This window comes from Teichococcus aerophilus, assembly GCF_014490485.1.
GTDB lineage: Bacteria > Pseudomonadota > Alphaproteobacteria > Acetobacterales > Acetobacteraceae > Pseudoroseomonas > Pseudoroseomonas aerophila.
Window position 1 is genome coordinate 25,855 of the sequence record NZ_JACTVA010000045.1, and the last position, 21,101, is coordinate 46,955.

19 protein-coding genes are annotated in these 21,101 nt (G+C 70.0%); 6 read left to right on the plus strand and 13 right to left on the minus strand.

Annotation, left to right across the window (positions count from 1 at the left end; translation table 11 throughout):
- Positions 1-17: 17 nt before the first annotated feature.
- Positions 18-2,585, minus strand: coding sequence for a TIGR02302 family protein (locus tag IBL26_RS19770; protein WP_187786233.1), 2,568 nt, complete (start codon positions 2,583-2,585; stop codon positions 18-20).
- Positions 2,582-3,940, minus strand: coding sequence for a diaminopimelate decarboxylase (gene lysA / locus IBL26_RS19775; RefSeq protein ID WP_187786234.1), 1,359 nt, complete (start codon positions 3,938-3,940; stop codon positions 2,582-2,584). Before lysA ends, IBL26_RS19770 begins: the two co-directional genes overlap by 4 nt.
- A gap of 273 nt (positions 3,941-4,213) precedes the next feature.
- On the opposite strand from lysA, the gene IBL26_RS19780 reads away from it, so the two are divergent.
- Positions 4,214-4,750 (plus strand): 2'-5' RNA ligase family protein, encoded by a 537-nt coding sequence (locus tag IBL26_RS19780; RefSeq protein ID WP_241749585.1) that lies wholly within the window; start codon positions 4,214-4,216, stop codon positions 4,748-4,750.
- On the opposite strand, the gene lptM is transcribed toward IBL26_RS19780, so the two are convergent.
- Both lptM and argH read right to left on the minus strand, forming a co-directional pair.
- A complete protein-coding gene (lptM, locus tag IBL26_RS26005; RefSeq protein ID WP_277817344.1) occupies positions 4,719-4,847 on the minus strand; it encodes an LPS translocon maturation chaperone LptM in 129 nt (42 codons plus the stop codon). The two genes, IBL26_RS19780 and lptM, sit on opposite strands and share 32 nt — an antisense overlap.
- Positions 4,844-6,244, minus strand: coding sequence for an argininosuccinate lyase (argH, locus tag IBL26_RS19785; protein ID WP_187786236.1), 1,401 nt, complete (start codon positions 6,242-6,244; stop codon positions 4,844-4,846). Before argH ends, lptM begins: the two co-directional genes overlap by 4 nt.
- Positions 6,245-6,352: 108 nt before the next feature.
- Between argH and IBL26_RS19790 the strand changes: the two genes are divergently transcribed.
- Entirely contained in the window at positions 6,353-6,802 is a 450-nt protein-coding gene (locus IBL26_RS19790; RefSeq protein ID WP_241749586.1) for a TlpA family protein disulfide reductase, read from the plus strand.
- Between the two features lie 320 nt (positions 6,803-7,122).
- On the opposite strand, the gene IBL26_RS19795 is transcribed toward IBL26_RS19790, so the two are convergent.
- Positions 7,123-7,641, minus strand: coding sequence for a hypothetical protein (locus tag IBL26_RS19795; protein WP_187786237.1), 519 nt, complete (start codon positions 7,639-7,641; stop codon positions 7,123-7,125).
- 134 nt (positions 7,642-7,775) lie between these two features.
- Here IBL26_RS19795 and IBL26_RS19800 point away from each other — a divergent pair, with 134 nt between their 5' ends.
- The gene (locus IBL26_RS19800; protein WP_187786238.1) at positions 7,776-9,173 is read left to right on the plus strand and encodes an amidase family protein; all 1,398 of its coding nucleotides are present in this window, start codon (positions 7,776-7,778) and stop codon (positions 9,171-9,173) included.
- Here IBL26_RS19800 and IBL26_RS19805 read toward each other — a convergent pair.
- The 3 genes from IBL26_RS19805 to phaR form a co-directional block, all read right to left on the minus strand.
- On the minus strand, positions 9,092-10,306 hold the full coding sequence (locus IBL26_RS19805) for a TRAP transporter substrate-binding protein (RefSeq protein ID WP_187786239.1): 1,215 nt from the start codon (positions 10,304-10,306) through the stop codon (positions 9,092-9,094). The genes IBL26_RS19800 and IBL26_RS19805 overlap by 82 nt on opposite strands.
- 206 nt (positions 10,307-10,512) lie before the next feature.
- Positions 10,513-10,944 carry a helix-turn-helix domain-containing protein gene (locus IBL26_RS19810; protein WP_187786240.1) on the minus strand — a complete coding sequence of 144 codons (432 nt, stop codon included), beginning with the start codon at positions 10,942-10,944 and terminating at the stop codon, positions 10,513-10,515.
- Between the two features lie 200 nt (positions 10,945-11,144).
- Complete coding sequence (gene phaR / locus IBL26_RS19815) at positions 11,145-11,756, minus strand: polyhydroxyalkanoate synthesis repressor PhaR (protein WP_187786241.1); 612 nt, start codon at positions 11,754-11,756, stop codon at positions 11,145-11,147.
- A gap of 520 nt (positions 11,757-12,276) precedes the next feature.
- Between phaR and IBL26_RS19820 the strand changes: the two genes are divergently transcribed.
- From IBL26_RS19820 to ctrA, 3 genes are all read left to right on the plus strand, one after another.
- Positions 12,277-13,512, plus strand: a complete 1,236-nt coding sequence (locus tag IBL26_RS19820; protein WP_187786242.1) for an alpha/beta fold hydrolase — start codon at positions 12,277-12,279, stop codon at positions 13,510-13,512.
- Positions 13,513-13,635: 123 nt separating this feature from the next.
- Positions 13,636-14,808, plus strand: coding sequence for an acetyl-CoA C-acetyltransferase (locus IBL26_RS19825; protein WP_187786243.1), 1,173 nt, complete (start codon positions 13,636-13,638; stop codon positions 14,806-14,808).
- 398 nt (positions 14,809-15,206) lie between these two features.
- Positions 15,207-15,953 carry a response regulator transcription factor CtrA gene (ctrA, locus tag IBL26_RS19830; protein ID WP_187786244.1) on the plus strand — a complete coding sequence of 249 codons (747 nt, stop codon included), beginning with the start codon at positions 15,207-15,209 and terminating at the stop codon, positions 15,951-15,953.
- A 208-nt stretch (positions 15,954-16,161) separates the two neighbouring features.
- Here ctrA and IBL26_RS19835 read toward each other — a convergent pair whose 3' ends face one another.
- From IBL26_RS19835 to IBL26_RS19855, 5 genes are all read right to left on the minus strand, one after another.
- Complete coding sequence (locus tag IBL26_RS19835) at positions 16,162-16,983, minus strand: CheR family methyltransferase (RefSeq protein ID WP_187786245.1); 822 nt, start codon at positions 16,981-16,983, stop codon at positions 16,162-16,164.
- Entirely contained in the window at positions 16,980-18,083 is a 1,104-nt protein-coding gene (gene cheB, locus IBL26_RS19840) for a chemotaxis-specific protein-glutamate methyltransferase CheB (protein WP_187786246.1), read from the minus strand. The genes IBL26_RS19835 and cheB overlap by 4 nt, the downstream gene beginning before the upstream one ends.
- Positions 18,080-18,472 (minus strand): response regulator, encoded by a 393-nt coding sequence (locus IBL26_RS19845; protein ID WP_187786247.1) that lies wholly within the window; start codon positions 18,470-18,472, stop codon positions 18,080-18,082. Before IBL26_RS19845 ends, cheB begins: the two co-directional genes overlap by 4 nt.
- Before the next feature lie 16 nt (positions 18,473-18,488).
- Positions 18,489-18,983, minus strand: coding sequence for a chemotaxis protein CheW (locus tag IBL26_RS19850; protein WP_187786248.1), 495 nt, complete (start codon positions 18,981-18,983; stop codon positions 18,489-18,491).
- A 12-nt stretch (positions 18,984-18,995) separates the two neighbouring features.
- Positions 18,996-21,101, minus strand: a 2,106-nt coding sequence (locus IBL26_RS19855; protein ID WP_241749588.1) for a hybrid sensor histidine kinase/response regulator, incomplete at its 5' end; no start/stop codon positions are given.

Genomic DNA, 21,101 nt, shown 5'->3' on the forward strand with positions numbered 1-21,101 from the left:
CCGCCGGGCCGTCCGGTTCAGAACGTCTTCAACAGCCGCTCGATGTAATCCAGCTCGGAGGGCGGGCGCTCGCGCTCGGCGCCCCGGCGCCGCAGTTCTTCCTGCAATTGCCGGGTGCGCAGTGCCTCGGCCTCCCCCGGCACCACGGTGTCGCTGCCCTGGTCGTTGGCATTGGGCTCGTTGCGCGTTGGCCGGCCCAGCGGGTCGCGGCCTTCGCGCTGGCCACGCGCCTGGTCCCGCCCCGGGCCGTTCGGGTCGCGCCCTTGGCCCTGGCGAGCCTCGCCCTGGCCCTCGCCTTCCTCCTGGCCTTGCTGGCCCTGGCCGAACTGGCGCTGCATGGTCTGCGCCATCTGCTGGGCGCCCTCCTGCAACTCGCGGATGGCCTGCTGCTGGTGCGGCGTGGCGTCGCCACCCTGGCCCAGCGCTTCCTGGGCCTGGCGCATCGCCTGGTCCGCCCGGCCCAGCGCCTCCGGCACCTCGCCGGTCAGGTCGCCGAATTGCTGCATCAACTCGCCCAGCGCCCGGCGCAGCGCCCGTTGCTGGCGGGCATCGCCCTGGGCTTCCTGCGCCCGCTGCTCGGCGCTCTGCCCTTCCTGCGGCGGCTGGCGGCGGGGGGCACGGCGGGATTGCTGCTGCTGCTCGGCCGTCTCGGCCTGGTCCCGCTGGTGGCTGCGGTCCAGCATCTCGCCCTCACGCCGCACCATGTCCTGGATAGCGCCCATCTGCTGCTGGCCGCGTTGCTGGCGCTGCTGCTGCTGCCGGTTCTGGCCGCCTTCCTGGCGGGCCATCTGGCCGTTCTGCAAATCCTCCAGCATCTGCTCCAGCTCGGCCAGCTGCTGCTGCATGTCCTGGGTACGGCCCTCGCGCGCCGCGTCGCGCATCTCCTGCGTGCGGCGGTCCAACTCCTGCGGGTCGATCATCCGCGCCTCGGCGTCCGGTGTCGGCGTCTCGCCATTCTCGCGCTGCAGCTGCTCGGCCAGGGCCTGCAGGTGGCGGGCGATGGCCTCGCGCAGCTCCTGCACGCGCCGCTCCAGCTCCGCCCGCCGCTCGGCGTCCTGCGGGTTGCGCTCGGCTTCGGCCATGGCTTCCCGCAGCGCCTGCCGGGCCTCGGCCAGCGCGCGCGCGGTGCGGTCGGTACGGCCCTCCTCCAGCGCGATGGCAATCTGCCACATCAGCTCCTGCGCCGACGGCACCGCTTCCGGCTGCTGGTCATGCGTCAGGCGGTAGCGGGCGCTGCGCAGCGCCAGGAAGGTGGTGATGTCATTGTCGAAGGCGTCGGGAGAGAGCGACAGCTCATCCAGCCCACGCTGCACCCCGCCCCGCGCCAGCGGGTCCAGCGAGAGCGACTTGCGCAGCGCCGCCAGCTGGCGTGCCACGGGGTGGGTGAAATTGCGCTCCGGCAGTTCCAGCTCCACCTCCTCCGAGCGTCCCTCCTGCCCGGCGGCGTCGCGCGCCAGCAGGCGGATGCGCACCGGCAGGCCGGCCCAGGGATGCGCCGAAAGGTCGGGCTGGGCCACGCCGCGCGGCTGCCGCGCCTGGCCAGAGATCGGCAGGTCCAGCACCAGCGGCGGCGCGTCCGGCCGGACGGAGAGATGGATCTCGGCCTGAGCGGCGGTCACGCCCCAATCGTCCTCGGCCCGCCAGGGCAACCGAATGGCCAGCCCACGCGAGGCCGCGGCCGGCGGCTCGGCGAAGGCAATGGTGGGGGGCGCGTCGGCCTGGGTGGAAAGCGTCCACTGCGCCAGCTCCCGCCCATCCCGCCGCACGACGATGCGCGCCGCCGTTTCCAGCGGCGCTTCCACGGTGAAGCTGGTGGCATCCAGGGCGCGGAAGGGCGTCGTCGCCTCGCCCAGTTGCAGTTCGGGCACGCCGCCCTGGCCGCCGGAGAGCGAGACCTGCAGGCGGCTGCCCGCCGGCACGTTCAACGCCCCACCGCTCAACGGCAGGAACAACGGCGCCGCGCCAGTATAAGCGGGTGGGGAAATCCAGGCTTCCAGCCGCAGCCCTGGAATCGGTGTGCCGACACCGCCCAGGGCCGGCTGCAACGCGCGCCGCAGCCGCTCCGGCGCCTCACCCCCGGCGATGCCCAGGGCGGCGACCAGCGCCACCACAAGGCCCATCCGCAACGCGCGGCGGTCCCGTGCCGCCAGGCCGGGGCGCGGCGTGCCAACGCGCAGCCGCTCCAGCGCCGCTGCCGCCCGCGCCTGGTGCACCTGCCACAGGGCGACGGCCATCGGGTCGTCCTGCGTCGCCGGGCGGTCGGTCAGGGTGGAGAGGGGGCGGTGGGAAAGGCCGGATTCGCGTTCCAGCCGGCGGTCGGCCTCGGCATTCCGCGGCAGCGCGAAACCGCGCGCGGCGCGCCAGATGGCGGCGCCCAGGGCCAGGGCGAAGCCCAGCAACAGCAGTGCATGCAGCCAGCCGGGCAGATGCAGGAACAGGCCGGAGAGAGCCAGGGCCACGAACAACCCGGCCACGCCCAGGACGGGCCAGAGGCGCGGCCACAGCGCCTCCCACCCCAGGGCCAGACGCGCGAGCCTTCGCCCGCGCGCCAGGCGACGGGAGAAGGGTTCGCGCGCCGCGCTCATCCCGCCAGCCACTCCGGCAGGCGCTGGTGGGCCAGCAGGTCCTCATGGGTCTGCCGCACGCGTACCAGGGCGGCGCGGGCGCCATCCACCAGCACTTCGGCGGCCAGCGGCCGGGCGTTGTAGGTGCTGCTCATCACCGCACCATACGCACCCGCATCCAGGAATGCGACCAAATCTCCCGGCGCCATGGACGGCATCAGCCGGCCCTTGGCGAAGGTGTCGCCGCTCTCGCAGACCGGGCCGACGATGTCGGCGGGGGAGAGCCGTGCCGCGCGCGCCAGTGGCGAGACCGGCAGGATGCCATGCCAGGCCTCGTACATAGCGGGGCGGATCAGGTCGTTCATCGCGGCATCCAGCACCAGGAAGCGGCGGCCGCCACTGCCATGCAGGCTGCCCTGTTTCTGCAACACCACGGAGGCCAGCAGCACGCCGGCGGGGCCGACCAGCCAGCGCCCCGGCTCCAGCATCACCGGGATGCCCAGGCCGCCCAGCGTGGCCTTGATGGCACCGGCCAGGGCTTCCGGCGTCGGCGCCACCTCGTCCCGGTAGGGAATGCCGAGGCCGCCGCCGCAATCCACCCGCTCCACCGGCAGGCCACGGCTGCGCAGGGCCTGGATCATCTCCGCCAGCCGGGCATAGGCGGCGCGGTAGGCGGACATGCCATCGGTGATCTGGCTGCCGATATGGGTGGCGATGCCGATCGGCCGGATGCCGGGCAGCGCGGCCATGCGGGCGTAGAGCGGCATCGCGTCGTCGAAGGCGATACCGAACTTGTTCTCGGCCTTGCCGGTGGTGATCTTGGCGTGGGTGCGGGCGTCCACGTCCGGGTTTACCCGCAGCGAGACCGGGGCGAGCACGCCCATCTCCGCCGCGATGGCGGAGATCATGTCGATCTCCTCCACGCTCTCGGCATTCAGCTGGTAGATGCCGTGGCCCAGCGCGAAGCGGATTTCCTCCGGCGTCTTGCCGACGCCCGAGAACACGGTGGCGCCCGCCGGGATGCCGGCGGCCATGGTGGCGCGCAGCTCGCCGGCGGAGACGATATCCGCCCCGGCGCCCTCGGCCCGCAGCACGCGCAGCACGGCCTGGTTGTCGTTCGCCTTGGTGGCGTAGTGGATGCCGGCATTTAGCCCCGCACCCTCCAGCGCCGCTTTCAGCGCGCGGTAGCGCCGGCGCAGCGTGCCGGCGGAATAGACCCAGGTGGGGGTGCCGAACTCGGCGGCGATGCGCGCCAGCGGCACGTCCTCCACCAGCAGCCCGTCATGGGCGTGCCAGGAAAGCGCCGGGCGGGCAGCCAGCAATTCGTCGAAGGTCGGATCGGCGCTGTCGGGCGCGATGGGGAGGGGGGCGGCCATGATCCCCCTATTCTGGGGCCGCCGGGGGCCGGATGGAAGAGCAGTGCGGTTGCACCGTGCCGGCAGCCCCTCTTCCGGCGCCGCGCCGGCGACCAGGCCTTCGCCGCATCAGGCCACAAGCGCCACGTGCGCCATCCGCGCAACGGCGGTGATCCCCGCCAGGATGGGCCTGTCCCAAAGCCGGCGGGTTCCGCATGAGGACCACGGCTGTCAAAGACCGCGCAGCCGCTTCATGCTGCGGTCCATCTCTCCCCGAACCGGATGCCGCACCCTTTGCAGACGTCTCAGCCCGCCCTCATCCTCTGCCTGCAACTGGACCCGGCCTCCTTCGCCAGGCTGGACGCGCTGCGCCAGGCGCATTTCCCGCCGGAGCGGAACCACCTCTCTGCCCACCTGACGTTGTTCCACGCCCTGCCCGGCGCGATGCTGGAGGAGATTTCGGCCAACCTGGCCACGCTCGCGGCAGGTACGCCGCCCATGGCACTGCGCTTCGCCGGGCTGCGGGGGCTGGGCGGCGGCGTCGCCTTCACGGTGGAGAGCCCGGCGCTGGTGGCGCTGCGCGGCCTGTTGGCTTCTGCCTGGCACGCGGTGCTGGGGGCGCAGGACAAGCAGGGCTTCCGCCCGCATGTGACCGTGCAGAACAAGGTGACTACGCCGCAGGCCCAGGCCCTGATGGCCGAGTTGCAGGACGGCTTCATGCCATGGGAGGGCCAGGGCGAGGGCCTCGCCCTCTGGCACTATCGCGGCGGGCCGTGGGAGCCCGCCGCGAGCTTCCGCTTCAGCGGTTCGGGTAAGTCCGCGGATAGGTGATCTGGTCCGGCGGCCCGGGCGGGCGGATCGGCCCCGGGCGGCCGCAGGCGGCCACCAGGAAGCTGAGTGCCAGCAGGGCCAGGATACCGCGCGTCATGCCAGTCGCTCCCGCCACTCGGCGGCCATGCGGCGGACATTCACCGGCGCCGTGCCACCATAAGAGGTGCGCGAGGCCACCGAGGCCTCGACGCTCAGCACCTGGAAGATGCCGTTATGAATGCGCGGCTCCTCCGCCTGCATCTCGTCCAGCGACAGGCCGGCGAGGTCGACATTCTTCGCCTCCGCCTTGGCCACCAGGCGGCCCGTGACGTGGTGAGCATCGCGGAACGGCATCCGCAGCTCCCGCACCAGCCAGTCGGCCAGGTCCGTCGCGGTGGAGAAGCTGGCACCCGCCGCTTCGCGCAGCCGGGCGGCGTCGGGCTTCATGTCCCGCACCATGCCGGCGGTCGCGGCCAGGGAGAGGGCCATGGTCTCGGCGGCGTCGAAGATGCCTTCCTTGTCCTCCTGCATGTCCTTGCCATAGGTCATGGGCAGGCCCTTCATCACCGTCAGCAGCCCGACCAGCGCGCCGGAGACGCGGCCGACCTTGGCGCGCACCAGCTCGGCGGCGTCAGGGTTGCGCTTCTGCGGCATGATGGAGCTGCCGGTGGTGTAAGCGTCGGAGAGCTTGACGAAGCCGAAATACGGGTTCGTCCACAGCACCACCTCCTCCGCAAAGCGGGAGAGATGCGTGCCGCAGATCGCCAGCGTGGAGAGGAACTCCAGCGCGAAGTCGCGGGAGGCCACGGCATCCAGGCTGTTGCGCGTCGGGCCATCGAAGCCCAGCGCATGCGCCGTCATGTGCCGGTCGATGGGGAAGCCGGTGCCGCAGAGCGCGGCGGCACCCAGCGGGCTCTCATTCATCCGCGCCCGGCAATCGCCGAGGCGCGAGCGGTCCCGCCCCAGCATTTCCACATAGGCCAACAGGTGGTGGCCCAGCGTCGTCGGCTGGGCGGGCTGCAGGTGGGTGAAGCCGGGCATCACCGTGGCGGCGTGCTCGTCGGCCCGTTCCACCAGCGCCTGCATCACGTCGGCAATCTGGCCATCCAACCCGTCAATGGCATCGCGCACCCACAGGCGCACATCCAGCGCCACCTGGTCGTTGCGGCTGCGGGCGGTGTGCAGGCGCTTGCCGGCCTCGCCCACGCGCTCCGTCAGCCGTGCCTCGATATTCATGTGGATATCCTCCAGCGCCTCGCTGAAGGGGAATTCGCCAGCCTCGATCTCGGCGCCGATGGCGTTCAGGCCTTCCTTGATGGCGGCCTCGTCATCGGCGGAAATGATCCCTACATGCCGCAGCATGGCCGCGTGGGCCAGGCTGCCACGGATATCCTGCCGCCACATCTTGCGGTCGAAGCCGATGGAGGCATTGATGGCCTCCATGATGGCCGAGGGGCCGCCGCTATACCGGCCTCCCCACTGCTGGTTGCCCTGGCTGCGCTGCTGAGTGGACAAGGAAGGATTCGCCTCGTGTTGCCGATCGGACGCCGCCCGCTTCTCTCGTCGCTGGCCGCAGGGGCGACCCTAACCACGCTGCTTCCGGCACGGCAAGGGATGGCGGCGATGCGGACGCTCAACATCGCGCCGCCAAAGCCTGTGCCGCCCCTCACCTTCACCGATGCGGACGGCAAGCCCTACGACCTCGGCGCCTTTCGCGGAAAGATGCTGCTGGTCAATCTCTGGGCCACCTGGTGCGCCCCCTGCGTGGCTGAGATGCCGGCGCTGGACCGCGCGCAGAAAGCCCTGGAAGCCGAGGGCTGGACCGTCCTGCCCCTCTCCTCCGACCGTGGCGGCAAGGCCCAGGTGGCGCCGTTCTACGAGCGGACCGGCCTGAAAAACCTCGGCATCTGGCTGGACCCCCGCAGCGCCGCCACCCGCGCCCTGGGCGCGCGCGGCCTGCCCACCAGCGTCATCATCGACCGGGAAGGCCAGGAACTAGCCCGGCTGGAGGGCGAGGCCGAGTGGGATTCGCCCGCCATGCTGGCCAGCCTGCGGGAACTGGCCGGCGGCTGAAGCCGGCGGGGAGAGCAAGGCTGGGGAAGGAATTCCCCAGACCCCTTCTTCTTTTCTGGAAGTTTTCGGGCGTGGCTTCGGAAAGCGAAGGCCTGTGAGCCAGAGGCGTTGCTCTTGAGAACAGGGCTAAGCCCGTGCACCCTTATGTTCGTGATCCAAAGAGAGCCCACGGCTGCGCCGCACCAGAGCCCTTCCCTGGCTGCCGAAGCGAGCACTGGCTGCAAGACTATGTCATTGAAAAAGAAAAGGACCAGGGGTCGGGGGGGGAGAATTCATTCTCCCCCGGTTCCAAACCTGAACCTCTCCAGGCCCCCCTCCGGTCAGCCGTCCCGGCGCGCCTGGGCGTTCCTGTTGGCCTGCGAGACGCTGCCGACCTTGCGGGGATCAACCTGCATACGGCGCCGCCCGCTCGGTACGGCGCGCATGCCCTGGTCCGGCGTGCGGCCTGGCGCCGGGTAGTGGCGCAGCAGAGAAGCGCGATGCAGCGCCAGGGCTTCCTGGCTGATCTCACCCTGGCTTCGCGGCCGGGCCAGTTCCGCCTGCCGGGTCATCTCCCGGTTCACCCGCTTCAGGGCGGAGACGAACACTTCCTTCTTGCGGCCCAGCCCGCTTTCGTCCCGGGCCACGTTTGCGCCCCGCGGCTCGGCCTTGCCGCGCAGTTCACGCCGGCGTTGGCGGGAGACATCGCGCGCCTTGTCGCGGAACTCGCGCACGACACGGGCCAGTTCCACCAGCCCGGGGCGGTCCAGCTGGCTGACGGCCGGGTAGTGGGAGCGGGAGACGGCTTCGAACTCGCTGTCGGTCAGGATGCGGCGCTCGGTAGCGATGGGTGCGCTCATGGTGGTTCCTCTCCTTATTCGTGTTCGGCAAACATGACAAAACATTCATGTTCGATCCGTTGCACAGCTTCTGCCCCTTTGACGGATCGTTCCAGCGGACTCACACTGACGCCCGAGCTTACGGAGGCCTTCGCATGACCGAACTCTGGCGCCTGACCGCCACGGAAACCGCCGCCCGCGTCGCATCCCGCGCGGTCTCGGCCCGGGAGGTGACCCAGGCGGCGCTGGAACGGCTGGCAGCGGTGAACCCGCGCATCAACGCCGTCGTGCAGGAAATGCCGGAGCAGGCCCTCGCCGCCGCCGATGCGGTGGATGCCGCCATCGCGCGTGGCGAGAACCCCGGCCCGCTGGCCGGCGTGCCGGTGACCATCAAGGTCAATGTGGACCAGCAGGGCTTCGCCACCACCAACGGCCTGCGCATCCAGCAGGACCTGGTGGCGACGGAGGACAACCCGGTCGTCGCCAACATGAAGAAGGCCGGTGCGATCATCATCGGCCGCACCAACACGCCAGCCTTCTCGCTCCGCTGGTTCACCCGCAACAGCCTGCACGGCCATACGCTGAACCCGCGTGACCCTTCCCTCACCCCCGGCGGCTCCTCGGGGGGCGCGGCCGCGGCCACGGCGGCGGGCATCGGCGCCATCGGGCATGGCACGGATATCGGCGGGTCCATCCGCTACCCGGCCTATGCCTGCGGCATCCACGGCCTGCGGCCGACCCTGGGCCGCGTGCCGGCCTGGAACCCCTCTGGCCCTGAACGCGCGGTGGGCGCGCAGCTGATGGCTGTATCCGGCCCGATGGCGCGCAGCATCGCCGATATCCGCCTCTCCCTGGCGGCGATGGCGGCCGAGGATCTGCGCGACCCCTGGTGGGTGCCGGCGCCGCTGGAAGGCCCGGCCTACCCCAAGCGTGCCGCGCTCTGCGTGCGGCCGGAAGGCCTGAACACCAGCCCGGAGGTGGAGCACGCCCTGCGCGATGCTGCCCTGCGCCTGCAGGCCGCCGGCTGGAGCATCGTCGAGACCGCCTGCCCGCCGCTGCGCGAGCCCGCCGCCCTGCAGGCCATGCTGTGGCTGGCCGAGAGCCGCCGCGGCCTGAATGCGGCGCTGGAGCGGGAGGGCGACCCGGATGCCAGCTTCGTCTTCGCGCAGATGGAAGCGCTCTGCGCCCAGCCGGATCTCAACGCCTTCCAGGATGCCTTGCAGGCCCGCGCCGGCTTCACCCGCCAGTGGCAGGCCTTCCTGAAGAACTACCCGGTGCTGCTGGTGCCGGTCTGCGCCGAGCTACCCTTCCCCGACCTGCTGGACGTCGAATCGCCGGAGGGTTTCCGGCGCGCGATGGAAGCGCAGCTGACGCAGGTGGGCCTGCCGCTGATGGGCCTGCCGGGCCTGACGGTCGCCACCGGCCAGGCCAGGAGCGGCGCCCCGGTCGGTGTGCAGCTGATTGCCGGGCGCTACCGCGAGGACGTGCTGCTGGATGTCGGCGCGGTGATTGAGGCCGGCGGCCCCGCTGTCAGCATCGCAGAGCCGGCCTGACTGGCCGGCTTGCCGGCTTCCGACAGGAAGATGCGCGTCATCGGCGCCAGGTAGGTGTTCCAGGCGGTGCGGCAATCCTCGCCGCAGCGCTCCACCCAGGCGGGCAGCACCGTCTCGGCCAGCAGGCGGCGGCGCATCGTCTCGTCCTCGGGCGAGATGACGGGCTGCCAGCGCAACTGGCCGACGGACCCGGCGCGGCATTCCGGCCGGCCGGCATTGCAGAGGAAACCGTCCTCGGTGTCCTGCCCGGCGGCGGACCACACATCCGATTCCAGCCGCGCGAGGCCGCGCCGCAGCGTCTGCTGTACGTTGGGCGGCAGGGCGGCCCAGGCTTGCTCATTGGCGCCGAAGACCGAGAGGCCCCAGGCGATCGCCATCGGGTGGATCTGCGCCGTCACCCGATGCAGGCCGAGCTGGTTGCCGCTGAGCGAGCCGGTGATGGCGCAATCCATCCGCCCTGCGCTGATCTCCTCCATCATCGCCGCGAAGGGCGTGACCATCGGGATGGCGCCCAGCGCCGTCATCGCATCGCCCTGGCTGGCGTTGGAGACACGGACGCGCTTGCCGCGCAATTCCTCCAGCCGGGAGAAGGGCTGGCGGCAGAACAACACCTGCGCGGGGTAGGCGTAGACCGCCAGCATCTCCACCCCGTATTGCTGCTTCAGCAGCGTCGCCAGATGCGGCCGGTAGGCCTGCACCACACGCCGCAGCGTACCGAGATCCGGCGCCAGCATCGCCAGGTTGGGCGCCGCCAGTTCCGGCTCGTCATTGGCGGCCAGGCTCAACAGCGCGGTGCCGAAGGGCACGACGCCCAGCCGCATCAAGTGCAGCATGTCCTGCCCACGGATGCCGCTGCTGTCGAAGGCGACGATGTCGGCCTGGACCCGCCCACCCGTCAGCTGCGGCAGCGTCTCTCGCCAGAAGACCCGCTCGTAATCCTCGTAGAGCCGGACGCCGGCGAGGCCGCCGACCACCGCCAGCCGGTTGACGCTGGGTACGCTGGCGGCGGTGAGCCGGGCGACGGGCTGCGGTGCCTGCGCCGCGCCGGGCAGCGGCGCCAGCCCGACGCTGGCGGCACAGATCGCCCCGATACCCCACCGCCTGAGCGATTGGAGCGGAAGCCGGCCACGCATCCGTGACATCAAAAGGTCGCGACAATCTGGCACGGGCCCAGGATAGGCCGCGCGGGGGGTTAATCAATCACTATCGAGTGTAAGGACACCCCAAGGTTCGAAATATCCGAACCTCTCAAGCTGCGGACAGACGCGCAGGCCAGATCGGTCTTCCTGGCGCTTCATCAACCAGCAAGGGCCGGCTGCTCTGCCGCGGCGGGCGCGCCTTAATCGACCGGGCGGCCTTGGGATTGTGCGGCCAGGGCACGGGCCATCTGGCTCAGCGCCTCCTGGTGCTTCTCGTTATCGATCAGCGCGAAATTACGGGCCAGTTCCAGGCACATGCGCTGGCGCGTGCCCAGGGGCTGCGCCGCGCCGTCCTCGCCCAGCCCCTCGAAGAACCACGAGACAGGGACGTCCAGCACGATGCCGATCTCGAACAGGCGCCCAGCGGAAATGCGGTTCAGGCCACGTTCGTATTTATGCGCCTGCTGGTAGGTCACGCCGATCATGGCAGCCAGCTGCTGCTGGGAAAGGCCCAGCATCAGGCGCCGCTCGCGGATGCGGGCACCGACATGGCGGTCTGCCTGCTTCGCCCGGGCGGTGGGACGGTCATCTTGCTCAGCGGCCGTGGAAGATCCGGCCATCGTGTCAGCCATGCCTGCTATCCGATGTGTCATTCAACCATAGATAGGATGCCGTGGCGCACCCCGATGCCTGGAAGGCTAAATCGGCGCGTGAACAATACGTGAGGCCGCCGCCACGCCCTGCCGCCACAGCGCGGTCATACAGGCCAAGACAGCCGTCTTCGCTGGCGGGCGTGGCCACCGCGCCGTGGCGGTGACCGCGCCCTGGCGGATCAGCTATCCCGGTTGCCGGCCTCGCGCCGCAGCTTCGCCAGTTGCTGGCGGGCGGCCAGCAGCTCGGCCTTCAGAACCTCCAGCTCCTCTGCCTCGCGCGACGGTGCCGGGGCGCCGGGCAAGTCCTTGCGCGGGAAGGGGCTGAACAGGCTCATGGCGCGCTCCATCATCGCCATGTTCTGCTTGCTGACCTCTTCCAACCCGCCGAACGGGTTGAAGCCGCCCATCGCCTGCTCGACCGACTGGCGCATCTGCTCCTGCTGGCGGGAGAAGCTGCCCATCGCCACTTCCAGGTAGCGCGGCACCAGGGATTGCAGGCTGTCGCCATACAGGCCGATCAACTGCCGCAGGAACGGGATCGGCAGCAGGTGGCGGCCCTTGGACTCTTCCTCGACGATGATCTGGGTGAGCACGCCGCGGGTGATGTCGTCGCCGGACTTGGCGTCGTAGACAACGAAGTCCCGCCCTTCCCGCACCATGCCGGCCAGGTCCTCCAGGGTGACGTAGGAGGAGGCCTCGGTGTTATAGAGGCGCCGATTGGCGTATTTCTTGATGACGACGGGCGGCAGGGTTTGATCGCCGCTCTCGCGTTGTTTCGCCGTTTCGCCCATGGGGGTTCCGCCCTTCTTTCCCGCGCGCAACTTTTCGCGCGCAGAAAGCCTAGCACGCGTTTTGGTGCAGTGCGAACCAACTGTGTCAGTTCTGGCACGTTCCGTTCCTGTGCCGGACCACGGCTGGACAACCGGCGCCGGCGGACCGAAAGGAAGCGGATGCAGACGGACGGGCCGGGCGATACCCCGGAGGAACTGGAAAGGCTCGCGGACGATTGGATCGCACTTTGGCAGAGCGAAATCTCCGCCCTGGCGGCCGACCGGGAGTTGGCGGAAAGCTGGGCCAACTGGGCCGCGCACGGCATGGCGCTGGCATCCGGCTGGATGCGCGCGGGAATGACGCCGCAGGGCGCTGGCGGACCGCCGCCGATGGGCTTTCCGCAACAAGGCTTCCAGGGCCCAAGCGGTTGGCCGGGCAGTTGGCCCCAGGCCTGGCCCGGCTTAGCCATGCAGCCCAACATGGGCATGCCCCCCTTCACGGCAACAGCCTGGCCTTTCCCGCCTGCGGGAGCCCCGCCGCATGACACCGCCGCTCCGCCGCGGCCCACGCCCGCTGCCCCTGCATCTGAGCCTCGCCCTGAACCGGGGGATGGCGGCGGTGGCGACAGCGCCCTACGCCAGCACATCGAACGGCTTGAACGCCGGCTGGCCGCTCTCGAAGCCGGGACAGGTGGAGAGCCAGCGGATCGGCGCCGCCCTCGCCGGCGGCCGCCACAGTCCTGAGGCCTTCCGCGCCGCCGTGCTGCGCCGGCTGGCGCGGCAGGACCGCGGGCTGATCAGCGGCATCGCGGCCTATCGCCGCCACCCCTGGCAGCGGCAGGCGGCGGAGGCTCCGGTGCTCTGGCAGGAAGGCGGCAGCCGCCTGCTGGATTATGGCGGGGATGGCGTGCCGCTGCTGGTGGTGCCGTCGCTGGTCAATCGCGCCCATGTGCTGGACCTGCTGCCGGACCATTCCATGCTGCGCCACCTGGCGGCGCAGGGCACCCGCGTTCTGCTGCTGGACTGGGGCTGGCCTGGAGAGGCCGAGCGCCGCTTCACGCTGACCGACTACATCGCCGGGCGGCTGGAACGCGCCCTCACCGCCCCCGCCGTGGCGGCGCTGGGGCCGGCGGTGCTGGTGGGCTACTGCATGGGCGGCCTGCTGGTGCTGGCCGAGGCCCTGCGGCGGCCGGACAGGGTGCGCGCGCTGGCGCTGCTGGCTACGCCGTGGGATTTCGCCGCCGGCGGTGCCGACGTAGCCGCCCGCGCGCAGGGCGCCGCCCGCATGTTGCCGATGCTGGAACCGCTGTTGCAGGCGCAGGGCGCGCTGCCGGTGGATGTGCTGCAAGCGCTGTTCGCCGGGCTGGACCCCTGGGCCATCGCCCGCAAGTTCCGCGCCTTCGGCCGGCTGGACCCCGCCGACCGGCGCGCCACCCTGTTCGTGGCATTGGAGGACTGGCTGAACGACGGCGTCCCGCTGGCCGCCCCGGTCGCCCGCGAATGCCTGGGCGGCTGGTATGGTCGCAACGAGCCAGGTTCCGGCCGCTGGCAGGTGGCGGGCGCGGCGGTGCGGCCGGAGGCGCTCACCCTGCCCTGCTTCCTGGCCATTCCGCAGGCGGACCGCATCGTGCCGCCGGCCTCCGCCCTGGCCCTGGCGGGCCAGATCCCGCACGCCCACATCCACATGACGCCGGCCGGGCATATCGGCATGGCCGCCGGCAGCCGGGCGGAACAAGCCCTGTGGGCGCCCCTGCTGCAGTGGCTGTCGCGCCTTTAGGCACCGGCCGTCCGCGCGCCCAGGCGCTGGGGCCTGCCGGCCCGCCCTCGCACAGGCTTGTGGCGCCCCGGGCCGCAGCGCAGAGTGAAACCTGTCGCACGGCCCAGATCAGGGAGACTTCCAATGACAGACATCGTCATCGCCTCGGCGGCCCGCACGCCTGTGGGCGCCTTCAACGGCGCCTTCGCCAGCGTGCCGGCCCATCTACTGGGCGCCACCGCCATCAAGGCCGCGCTGGCCCGCGCCAAGGTCGAGCCCGGAGAGGTGGATGAGGTCATCCTGGGCCAGGTGCTGACCGGCGCCGCCGGGCAGAACCCGGCCCGCCAGGCCTCGGTCGCCGCCGGTATCCCGGTGGAGCACACCGCCTTCGGCATCAACCAGCTCTGCGGCTCCGGCCTGCGGGCCGTGGCGCTGGCGGCGCAGCAGATCGCCACTGGCGATGCCACCATCATGGTGGCCGGCGGGCAGGAGAGCATGACCCTGGCGCCGCACGCCGCCTATCTACGCGCGGGGCAGAAGATGGGCGACCTCGCCTTCATCGACACCATGATCCGCGACGGGCTGTGGGACGCCTTCAACGGCTACCACATGGGCAACACGGCCGAGAACGTGGCGCAGAAATTCCAGCTGACGCGCGATGAGCAGGACGAGTTCGCCTACAACTCCCAGCGCAAGGCGGGCGAGGCGATGGCCGCCGGCCGCTTTGCCGACGAGATTGCCGCCGTGACCGTGAAGGGCCGCAAGGGCGACACGGTGATCAGCGCCGACGAATACCCGAAGCCGGAGACGACGCGGGAAATCCTGGCCAAGCTGCGGCCGGCCTTCAGCAAGGAAGGCACCGTCACCGCCGGCAATGCCAGCGGCATCAACGATGGCGCCGCCGCCACCGTGGTGATGAGCGCGGCCGAGGCGGCGAAGCGCGGCATCACCCCGATGGCGCGCATCGTCAGCTGGGCGACGGCGGGCGTCGATCCCGCCATCATGGGCACCGGCCCGATCCCCGCCAGCCGCCTGGCGCTGAAGAAGGCCGGCTGGAGCATCGACGACCTCGACCTGATCGAGGCCAACGAGGCCTTCGCCGCCCAGGCCTGCGCGGTGAACAAGGACATGGGCTGGGATACGTCCAAGGTGAATGTCAATGGCGGCGCCATCGCCCTGGGCCACCCGATCGGGGCCTCCGGCGCCCGGGTGCTGACGACCCTGCTGTACGAGATGCAGCGCCGCGGCGCCAAGAAGGGCCTGGCGACACTGTGCATCGGCGGCGGCATGGGCGTGGCGCTCTGCCTGGAGCGCTAAGGGAACCGCGCAGCCGCCACGCCTGAACGGCATGCGGCATGTTGGCCAGGAAGGGCGTCGGAGAGATCCGGCGCCCTTTTGCTTGGCGGCGATTCGGTGAGAGAGCGCAGATCCCTTTACCAAAATCGTCTCATTTTTCGTAAATCTCTGTTTTGTGTTCCTGCTGAGCTCTGTGCGACAGGCTATACAACTTTAAGGCGAAAATTTTTCGCGCTTCTTCGAACAGAGGCTGTCCCGCCTAAAGCGTTATTTATCAGCTCCTAAACCCGCAGACCTACCTTTTTAGTATCTTTTTTTACGCTTAACATATTTCTTGATACGTCTCAAAGATGAAAAACATCTTCGCAACTCGCCTCTGGGTGGTATCAATACACGCATAGATTGAGAGGCACCCAAAAATGCGTACACTCCTGGTTGAAGACGATCTGACCACCGCTCGTGGCGTGTCCATGATGCTCAAGGCCGCTTCCATGATGGTGGACATCGCCACCACTGGTGAGGAGGCGCTCGAACTCGCCGCCCTCTACGACTACGACATCGTTATCCTCGACCTGATGCTGCCGGATATGGAGGGCTACGAGGTGGTCCGCCGCCTGCGCGGCAACCGGGTCGAAACCCCCGTCCTCATCCTTTCCGGGCTCTCCCGCCCGCAGGCGAAGGTGAAGGGCTTCGGCATGGGCGCCGACGACTTCATTACCAAGCCGTTCGACCAGCAGGAATTGCTGGCCCGCATCCAGGCCATCGTCCGCCGCGCCAAGGGCTTCAGCCAGCCGACCCTCTCGGTCGGGCCGCTGACGCTGAACCTCGGCTCCCGCGAAGTGCGCGTCGATGGCCGGGACGTGCACCTGACCGGCAAGGAATACGCCATCCTGGAGCTGCTCACCCTGCGCAAGGGCCTGGTGCTGACCAAGGAAGTGTTCCTCAACCACCTGTATGGCGGCATCGACGAGCCGGAAGCCAAGATCATCGACGTCTTCATCTGCAAGCTGCGCAAGAAGCTAGCCCAGGCCGGCGCCGGTGAGTTGATCGGCACAGTCTGGGGCCGCGGCTACGTGCTGCGGGACCCGAACACCCTGGCCAACCGCTTCGGCGGCATCCCCGAAGTGCCGGCCCCCGCGCCGCTGAGTGCCCACGCCGCCGCCTGACCCTTCCAGCCTTAGGCGCCTGACGGTGCGCGCCGGCCCCTTGCGGGGCTGGTGCGCACCTTGCCGCGATTCATGCACAGCCTCTCTCTCAGCGTGAATCGCGGCCGGCGCAGGCCCTGCGCATATCCGCCACTGGCGGATGCGGCAGCCCGCACCAGCCACCGCGTATCCCACCTTGTCAGTCGGCCCGACCTGCGGCGATGACGCCCTAGCCAGCCATGCGCGCCTGGCCCGCTGCCGCCAGCGCATAGGCACCGCGCTCTCCGCTGACAGGGGCCAGCCTGTCTGTCAGCCCCAGCACCGTTTCCGCACCGCCCAGATACATCACGCCATCCGGCGCCATCTGCGCCGCCAGGGCATTCAGCACGCGCCCTTTGGTCTGCGGGTCGAAGTAGATCAGGACGTTGCGGCAGAACACCACGTCGAACTTGCCCAGCGCCCGGTGGTCGCCCAGCAGGTTGCGTTCCTCGAAGCGCACCATCTCCCGCAAACTGGGGCCGACGCGCCATTTGCCACGCTCCTGCCGGAAATGCTTCACCAGCATCTGTACCGGCAGGCCACGCTGCACCTCGAACTGGGTGAACACGCCGTCCCGCGCCCGCTCCACCACCTCGCGGGACAGGTCGGTGCCAAGGATCTCGGCATTCTTGATGCCCAGCTCCTGCAGGATCATCGCCACCGAATAGGCTTCCTGCCCGGTGGAGCAGGCGGCGGACCAGATACGCAGCCGGTGCCCCGGCGGACGCTTGGCCATCAGCGGCGGTAGCAGCCGCTTCAGATGGTCGAATGGCTTGCCGTCGCGGAAGAAGCTGCTCTCATTCGTCGTCAGCGCCTCGGTCACGTCCCTTGCCAGCGCGTCGGCGCGCGGGTCGCGCAACTTCAAGGCCAGGGCATCAAGGTTGGGAATGCCGGCCTGCTTCATCAGCGGCGCCAGCCGCGTGTCGAGCATGTATTCCTTGTCCGGCGTCAATACGATTCCCGACCGCGCCTTCACCAGCGCCGCGATCGAAGCAAACCCTTCGGCGTTCATGCCGTTCCTCCCACCGCGTTGAATTGCGCCATCACCCGTTCCGCCAGTTGGTCCGGCGGCAACAGCGCCTGTGCCAGCCCCGCCCGCGCCACGGCGCCCGGCATCCCCCAGACGACGCTGGAGGCCTCATCTTGCGCCAGCACCATCCCGCCCGCCGCCGCCACCGCCTTGCAGCCCAGCATCCCGTCCGAACCCATGCCGGTCAGGATCACGACCGTCATCCGCCCCTCGCAGGCGGCCACCAGGCTGCGCAGCGTCGGGTCGACAGCGGGGCGGCAGAAATTCTCCGGCGGGCCGGTATCCAGCCGCGCCACCAGGCTGCCGCCATGATTTTCCACCAGCAGGTGCTTGTCCCCCGGCGCCAGGTAGATGCGGCCGGCCTTCAGCGTCTCGCCATCCAGCGCCTCGGCGGCGGCGGGGCCGCCCAGCCGGCCGAGATGGTCGGCCAGCATGGCGGTGAAGCCTGCCGGCATGTGCTGCACCATCACGATCGGCACCGGCACCGGCATCCGCAGGGCACGCACGAAACTGGCCAAAGCCTGCGGCCCCCCGGTGGAGGAGCCCACCGCCAGCACCTTCGGCCGCGCCACCATCCCGCCCAGTCGTGGGACAGGCCGCGCCACCGTCGGCACGGAAGGGCGCTGTACCGGCCGGGCCTGCATGCGCGCCCAGCCCTTCACCTTTGCCAGCAACTCCGCCTGGAAGGCAGGGTCGCGCAGCCCGCCACCCTCGGCGGTAGGCTTCGGCAGGTAATCGGCGGCACCGGCCCGCATCGCCGCCATGGCCGCCTGCGCGCCACGCTGCGTCAGCGCACTGGCGACGATCACCGCCAGCTTCGGCTGCGCCTTCAGCAGCAGCGGCAGCGCCGTCATGCCATCCATCACCGGCATCTCCAGGTCCAGCAGCACCACGTCGGGGCGGTTGGCCGGCGGCATGGCTTCCAGCATCTCCAGCGCCTGCCTGCCATCTCCGGCACGGGCCACTACCCTCACCTGTGGGTCGGTCTCCAGCACCCGGCCCATCGCGGTGCGCGCGGTGGGGCTGTCATCGCACAGCATCACGCGCACGGCGGGCGATGCCTGCGGCGAGGCGGGTGTCATGCGTCCGCGTCTTCGCTCACCAGCCCCAGCTGCGCCAGCTTGCCGGTCAGGATGGCGTCGTCGAACGGCTTCATGATGTATTCCTGCGCCCCGGCCTCCAGCGCCATCACGATGCGCTCGAACTCGCTTTCCGTCGTGCACAGCATGATCAGCGGTTCCTCGGCGCCGAACTCGGCCCGCGCCGCCTGCAGGAACTCGAAGCCGTCCATCACCGGCATGTTCCAGTCCAGCAGCACCAGCCTGGGCAGCGCTTCCCGGCAGGCTTCCAACGCCTGGGCGCCATCGGCCGCCTCCCGCACCAGGAAGCCGTGCCGTTCCAGGATCCGGCGCGCGGCCTTGCGCACCACCCGGCTGTCATCCACCACGAGGCAGTTCACCGCAGTGTTCATTTTGCTCGTTCCTCTCTCAGCCGATCGCCAGGATGCGGTCGACGTCCAGCACGATCAGCAGCCTGTCGCCCTGCCGGTGCACGCCACGTGAAACTTCCCGCCACACCGGGTCCAGCGTCGGCGGATTGCCGGCGAAGCCCTCGGCGGAGAGCGGCACCACTTCCCCGACAGAGTCGGAAAGCAGGCTGTAGAGTTCGCCCCCTTGCTCGACCACCACGCTCATCGGCGAAGGGCTGCCGGCGGGGCGCTTCGGCAGCCCCAGGCGCCGGCGCAGGTCGATCGCCGTGACGATGCGGCCTCGCAGGTTCAGGCTACCCGCCACCTCGGCCGGCGCCAGCGGCACGCGGGTGATGGCCTGGGAGGACAGGATGTCCCGCACTGCCAGCACCGGCACGCCGCACAACTGCCCCGCCACCGTCAGGGTCAGGAACATCTCGGCGGCGGCGTCCGCCACCGGGGGCACGCCGGGCAATGCGCCCGGCAGGCCGGACACACGCGCTTCGGTCTGCATCGGTCTTGCTCCTCAGAAGGTTGCCGGGGTGGCCAGGTTCTCGCGCAGCGCGGAGAGCAGCGATTCGCGGTCCGATTTTCCAACATTGTTGGTAAAGCCGGCGTTACGGCAGCGCTGCGCATGGCCCGGTTCCGCCCGCGCGCTCATCGCGATCATCGGCAGGTGCTGCCACGGGCCGCCTTCCCGCACCGCGCGGGCCAGGCCCAGCCCGTCCAGCTCCGGCATCTCGATGTCGGAGACGATGATGTCGAACATCGCCCCCTGCTCGCGCAACCGCAGCGCCTGCAGGCCGGTATCCACGGCGGTGACGTCGTAGCCGGCGGCGGTCAGACCCGGCACCAGCAGGTGGCGGAAGAAGGCGCTATCTTCCACCAGCAGCAGCCGCTTGCCGGAATTCTCCCGCGTCGGCTGCGGCTTGAACCAGTCGTCGCCGGCCTGGCGCAGCCACCAGGCGCAATCCATCACGTCGGTCACCTTGCCGCCGATGACGGTGCCGCCCAGGAAGCCCGGCCGGTCGTGGTTGCCCTCGATCTCCAGGTGCTCCTCCACCACGTCCAGGATGGCATCGACCATCAGGCCCATGGCGCGATGCTGGTCGCTGAATACCAGCACTGCCTGGCGGGTGCCCGGCGCCGGCGCCATCCAGTGGCCGGACATCGGCACCAACGGCATCAGCTTGCCGCGATACTGCACCAACGGCTGGCCACCGGACATTTCGATGCTCTCCGCCGGCAGATCCTCCAGGCGGGAGACGAGGCCGAGCGGCACCGCCTTCGGCGTCTCGTCCCCGGCGCGGAACAGCAGCAGCGCCGTCCGCTCGGTGGAGCGGGAGCCGGTCATGCCATCGGTGCGGCCGGCATCTTCGGCCGGGCCATCGGCGCCGACGCCCGTGGCGCGGGCGATGCCGTTCGGGTCCAGGATCATGATGACGCTGCCATCGCCAAGGATGGTGTTGCCGCTGAACATCGTGACGTGGCGCAGGATCGGCGCCACCGGCTTGACCACGATCTCCTCGGTGTCGAACACCTTGTCGACGATGATGCCGAAGACGTTCGGCCCCACCTGCGTCACCACGACGAAGCCGGCATCCTCCTCCCGCACCATCTCCGCATCATCCAGCTTCAGCAGCTTGGAGAGGGAGACGAGCGGCAGCAGCCGGTCCCGCAACCGCATCACCGGCGTCTGGTCGATGCGCTCGATGGTGCTGCCGCCGCTGCCGGCGCGCACCAGCTCCACCACACCGATCTGCGGGATGGCGAAGCGCTCCTTCCCCGCCTCGACGATCAGGGCGGAGACGATGGCCAGCGTCAGCGGGATCTTGATGAAGAAGGTCGTGCCCTTCCCTTCCACCGAGCGTAGCTCGATGGTGCCGCCGATCTTCTCGACATTCGTCTTCACCACGTCCATGCCCACGCCGCGGCCGGAGACGGAGGTGATGGCGGCGGCGGTGGAGAAGCCGGCGCGGAAGATGAAGTGCTGGATCTCCCGCTCGCTCATCCCGGCCAGCTCGGCTTCCGTGGCCAGGCCCTGGTTCAGCACCTTCTGCTTGATCTTCTCGGCCGGCAGGCCGCGCCCGTCGTCGCCGATCTCGATGATGATGTGGCCACCTTCATGATAGGCGTTCAGCATCACCCGGCCGGTTTCCGGCTTGCCGGCGGCGCGGCGCTGGTCCGGCGTCTCCAGCCCATGGTCGCCGCTGTTGCGCACCATGTGCGTCAGCGGGTCCTTGATCAGCTCCAGCACCTGACGGTCCAGCTCCGTCTCGGCGCCCTTCATCACCAGCTCGATCTTCTTGCCCAGCTCGTTGGCCAGGTCGCGCACGATGCGCGGCAGCTTCTGCCACGCATTGCCGATCGGCTGCATACGCGTCTTCATCACCCCTTCCTGCAATTCGGAGGTGATGTGGGAGAGGCGCTGCAACGGCACGGTCAGCGCCGCGTCGCTGCGGGCGCGCACCAGCTGCAGCAGCTGGTTGCGCGTCAGCACCAGCTCGCTGACCAGCGTCATCAGGTCTTCCAGCACATCCACGGAGACGCGGATGGTCTGGGGCGGCACCACGCCCTGGCCGGCGGCCGGGGCTGCGGCCGCGGTGGCCGGCGCCGCGGCTGGCTCGGGGGC

What these genes read in the sequence shown, in the direction of transcription:
- IBL26_RS19770 (WP_187786233.1), bottom strand. Translation starts at nt 2,585, where the DNA reads ATGAGCGCGGCGCGCGAACCCTTCTCCCGTCGCCTGGCGCGCGGGCGA.
- lysA (WP_187786234.1), bottom strand. Translation starts at nt 3,940, where the DNA reads ATGGCCGCCCCCCTCCCCATCGCGCCCGACAGCGCCGATCCGACCTTC.
- lptM (WP_277817344.1), bottom strand. Translation starts at nt 4,847, where the DNA reads ATGACGCGCGGTATCCTGGCCCTGCTGGCACTCAGCTTCCTGGTGGCC.
- IBL26_RS19790 (WP_241749586.1), top strand. Translation starts at nt 6,353, where the DNA reads ATGCGGACGCTCAACATCGCGCCGCCAAAGCCTGTGCCGCCCCTCACC.
- IBL26_RS19795 (WP_187786237.1), bottom strand. Translation starts at nt 7,641, where the DNA reads ATGAGCGCACCCATCGCTACCGAGCGCCGCATCCTGACCGACAGCGAG.
- IBL26_RS19800 (WP_187786238.1), top strand. Translation starts at nt 7,776, where the DNA reads ATGACCGAACTCTGGCGCCTGACCGCCACGGAAACCGCCGCCCGCGTC.
- IBL26_RS19805 (WP_187786239.1), bottom strand. Translation starts at nt 10,306, where the DNA reads ATGCGTGGCCGGCTTCCGCTCCAATCGCTCAGGCGGTGGGGTATCGGG.
- IBL26_RS19810 (WP_187786240.1), bottom strand. Translation starts at nt 10,944, where the DNA reads ATGGCTGACACGATGGCCGGATCTTCCACGGCCGCTGAGCAAGATGAC.
- phaR (WP_187786241.1), bottom strand. Translation starts at nt 11,756, where the DNA reads ATGGGCGAAACGGCGAAACAACGCGAGAGCGGCGATCAAACCCTGCCG.
- IBL26_RS19820 (WP_187786242.1), top strand. Translation starts at nt 12,277, where the DNA reads ATGACACCGCCGCTCCGCCGCGGCCCACGCCCGCTGCCCCTGCATCTG.
- IBL26_RS19825 (WP_187786243.1), top strand. Translation starts at nt 13,636, where the DNA reads ATGACAGACATCGTCATCGCCTCGGCGGCCCGCACGCCTGTGGGCGCC.
- ctrA (WP_187786244.1), top strand. Translation starts at nt 15,207, where the DNA reads ATGCGTACACTCCTGGTTGAAGACGATCTGACCACCGCTCGTGGCGTG.
- IBL26_RS19835 (WP_187786245.1), bottom strand. Translation starts at nt 16,983, where the DNA reads ATGAACGCCGAAGGGTTTGCTTCGATCGCGGCGCTGGTGAAGGCGCGG.
- cheB (WP_187786246.1), bottom strand. Translation starts at nt 18,083, where the DNA reads ATGACACCCGCCTCGCCGCAGGCATCGCCCGCCGTGCGCGTGATGCTG.
- IBL26_RS19845 (WP_187786247.1), bottom strand. Translation starts at nt 18,472, where the DNA reads ATGAACACTGCGGTGAACTGCCTCGTGGTGGATGACAGCCGGGTGGTG.
- IBL26_RS19850 (WP_187786248.1), bottom strand. Translation starts at nt 18,983, where the DNA reads ATGCAGACCGAAGCGCGTGTGTCCGGCCTGCCGGGCGCATTGCCCGGC.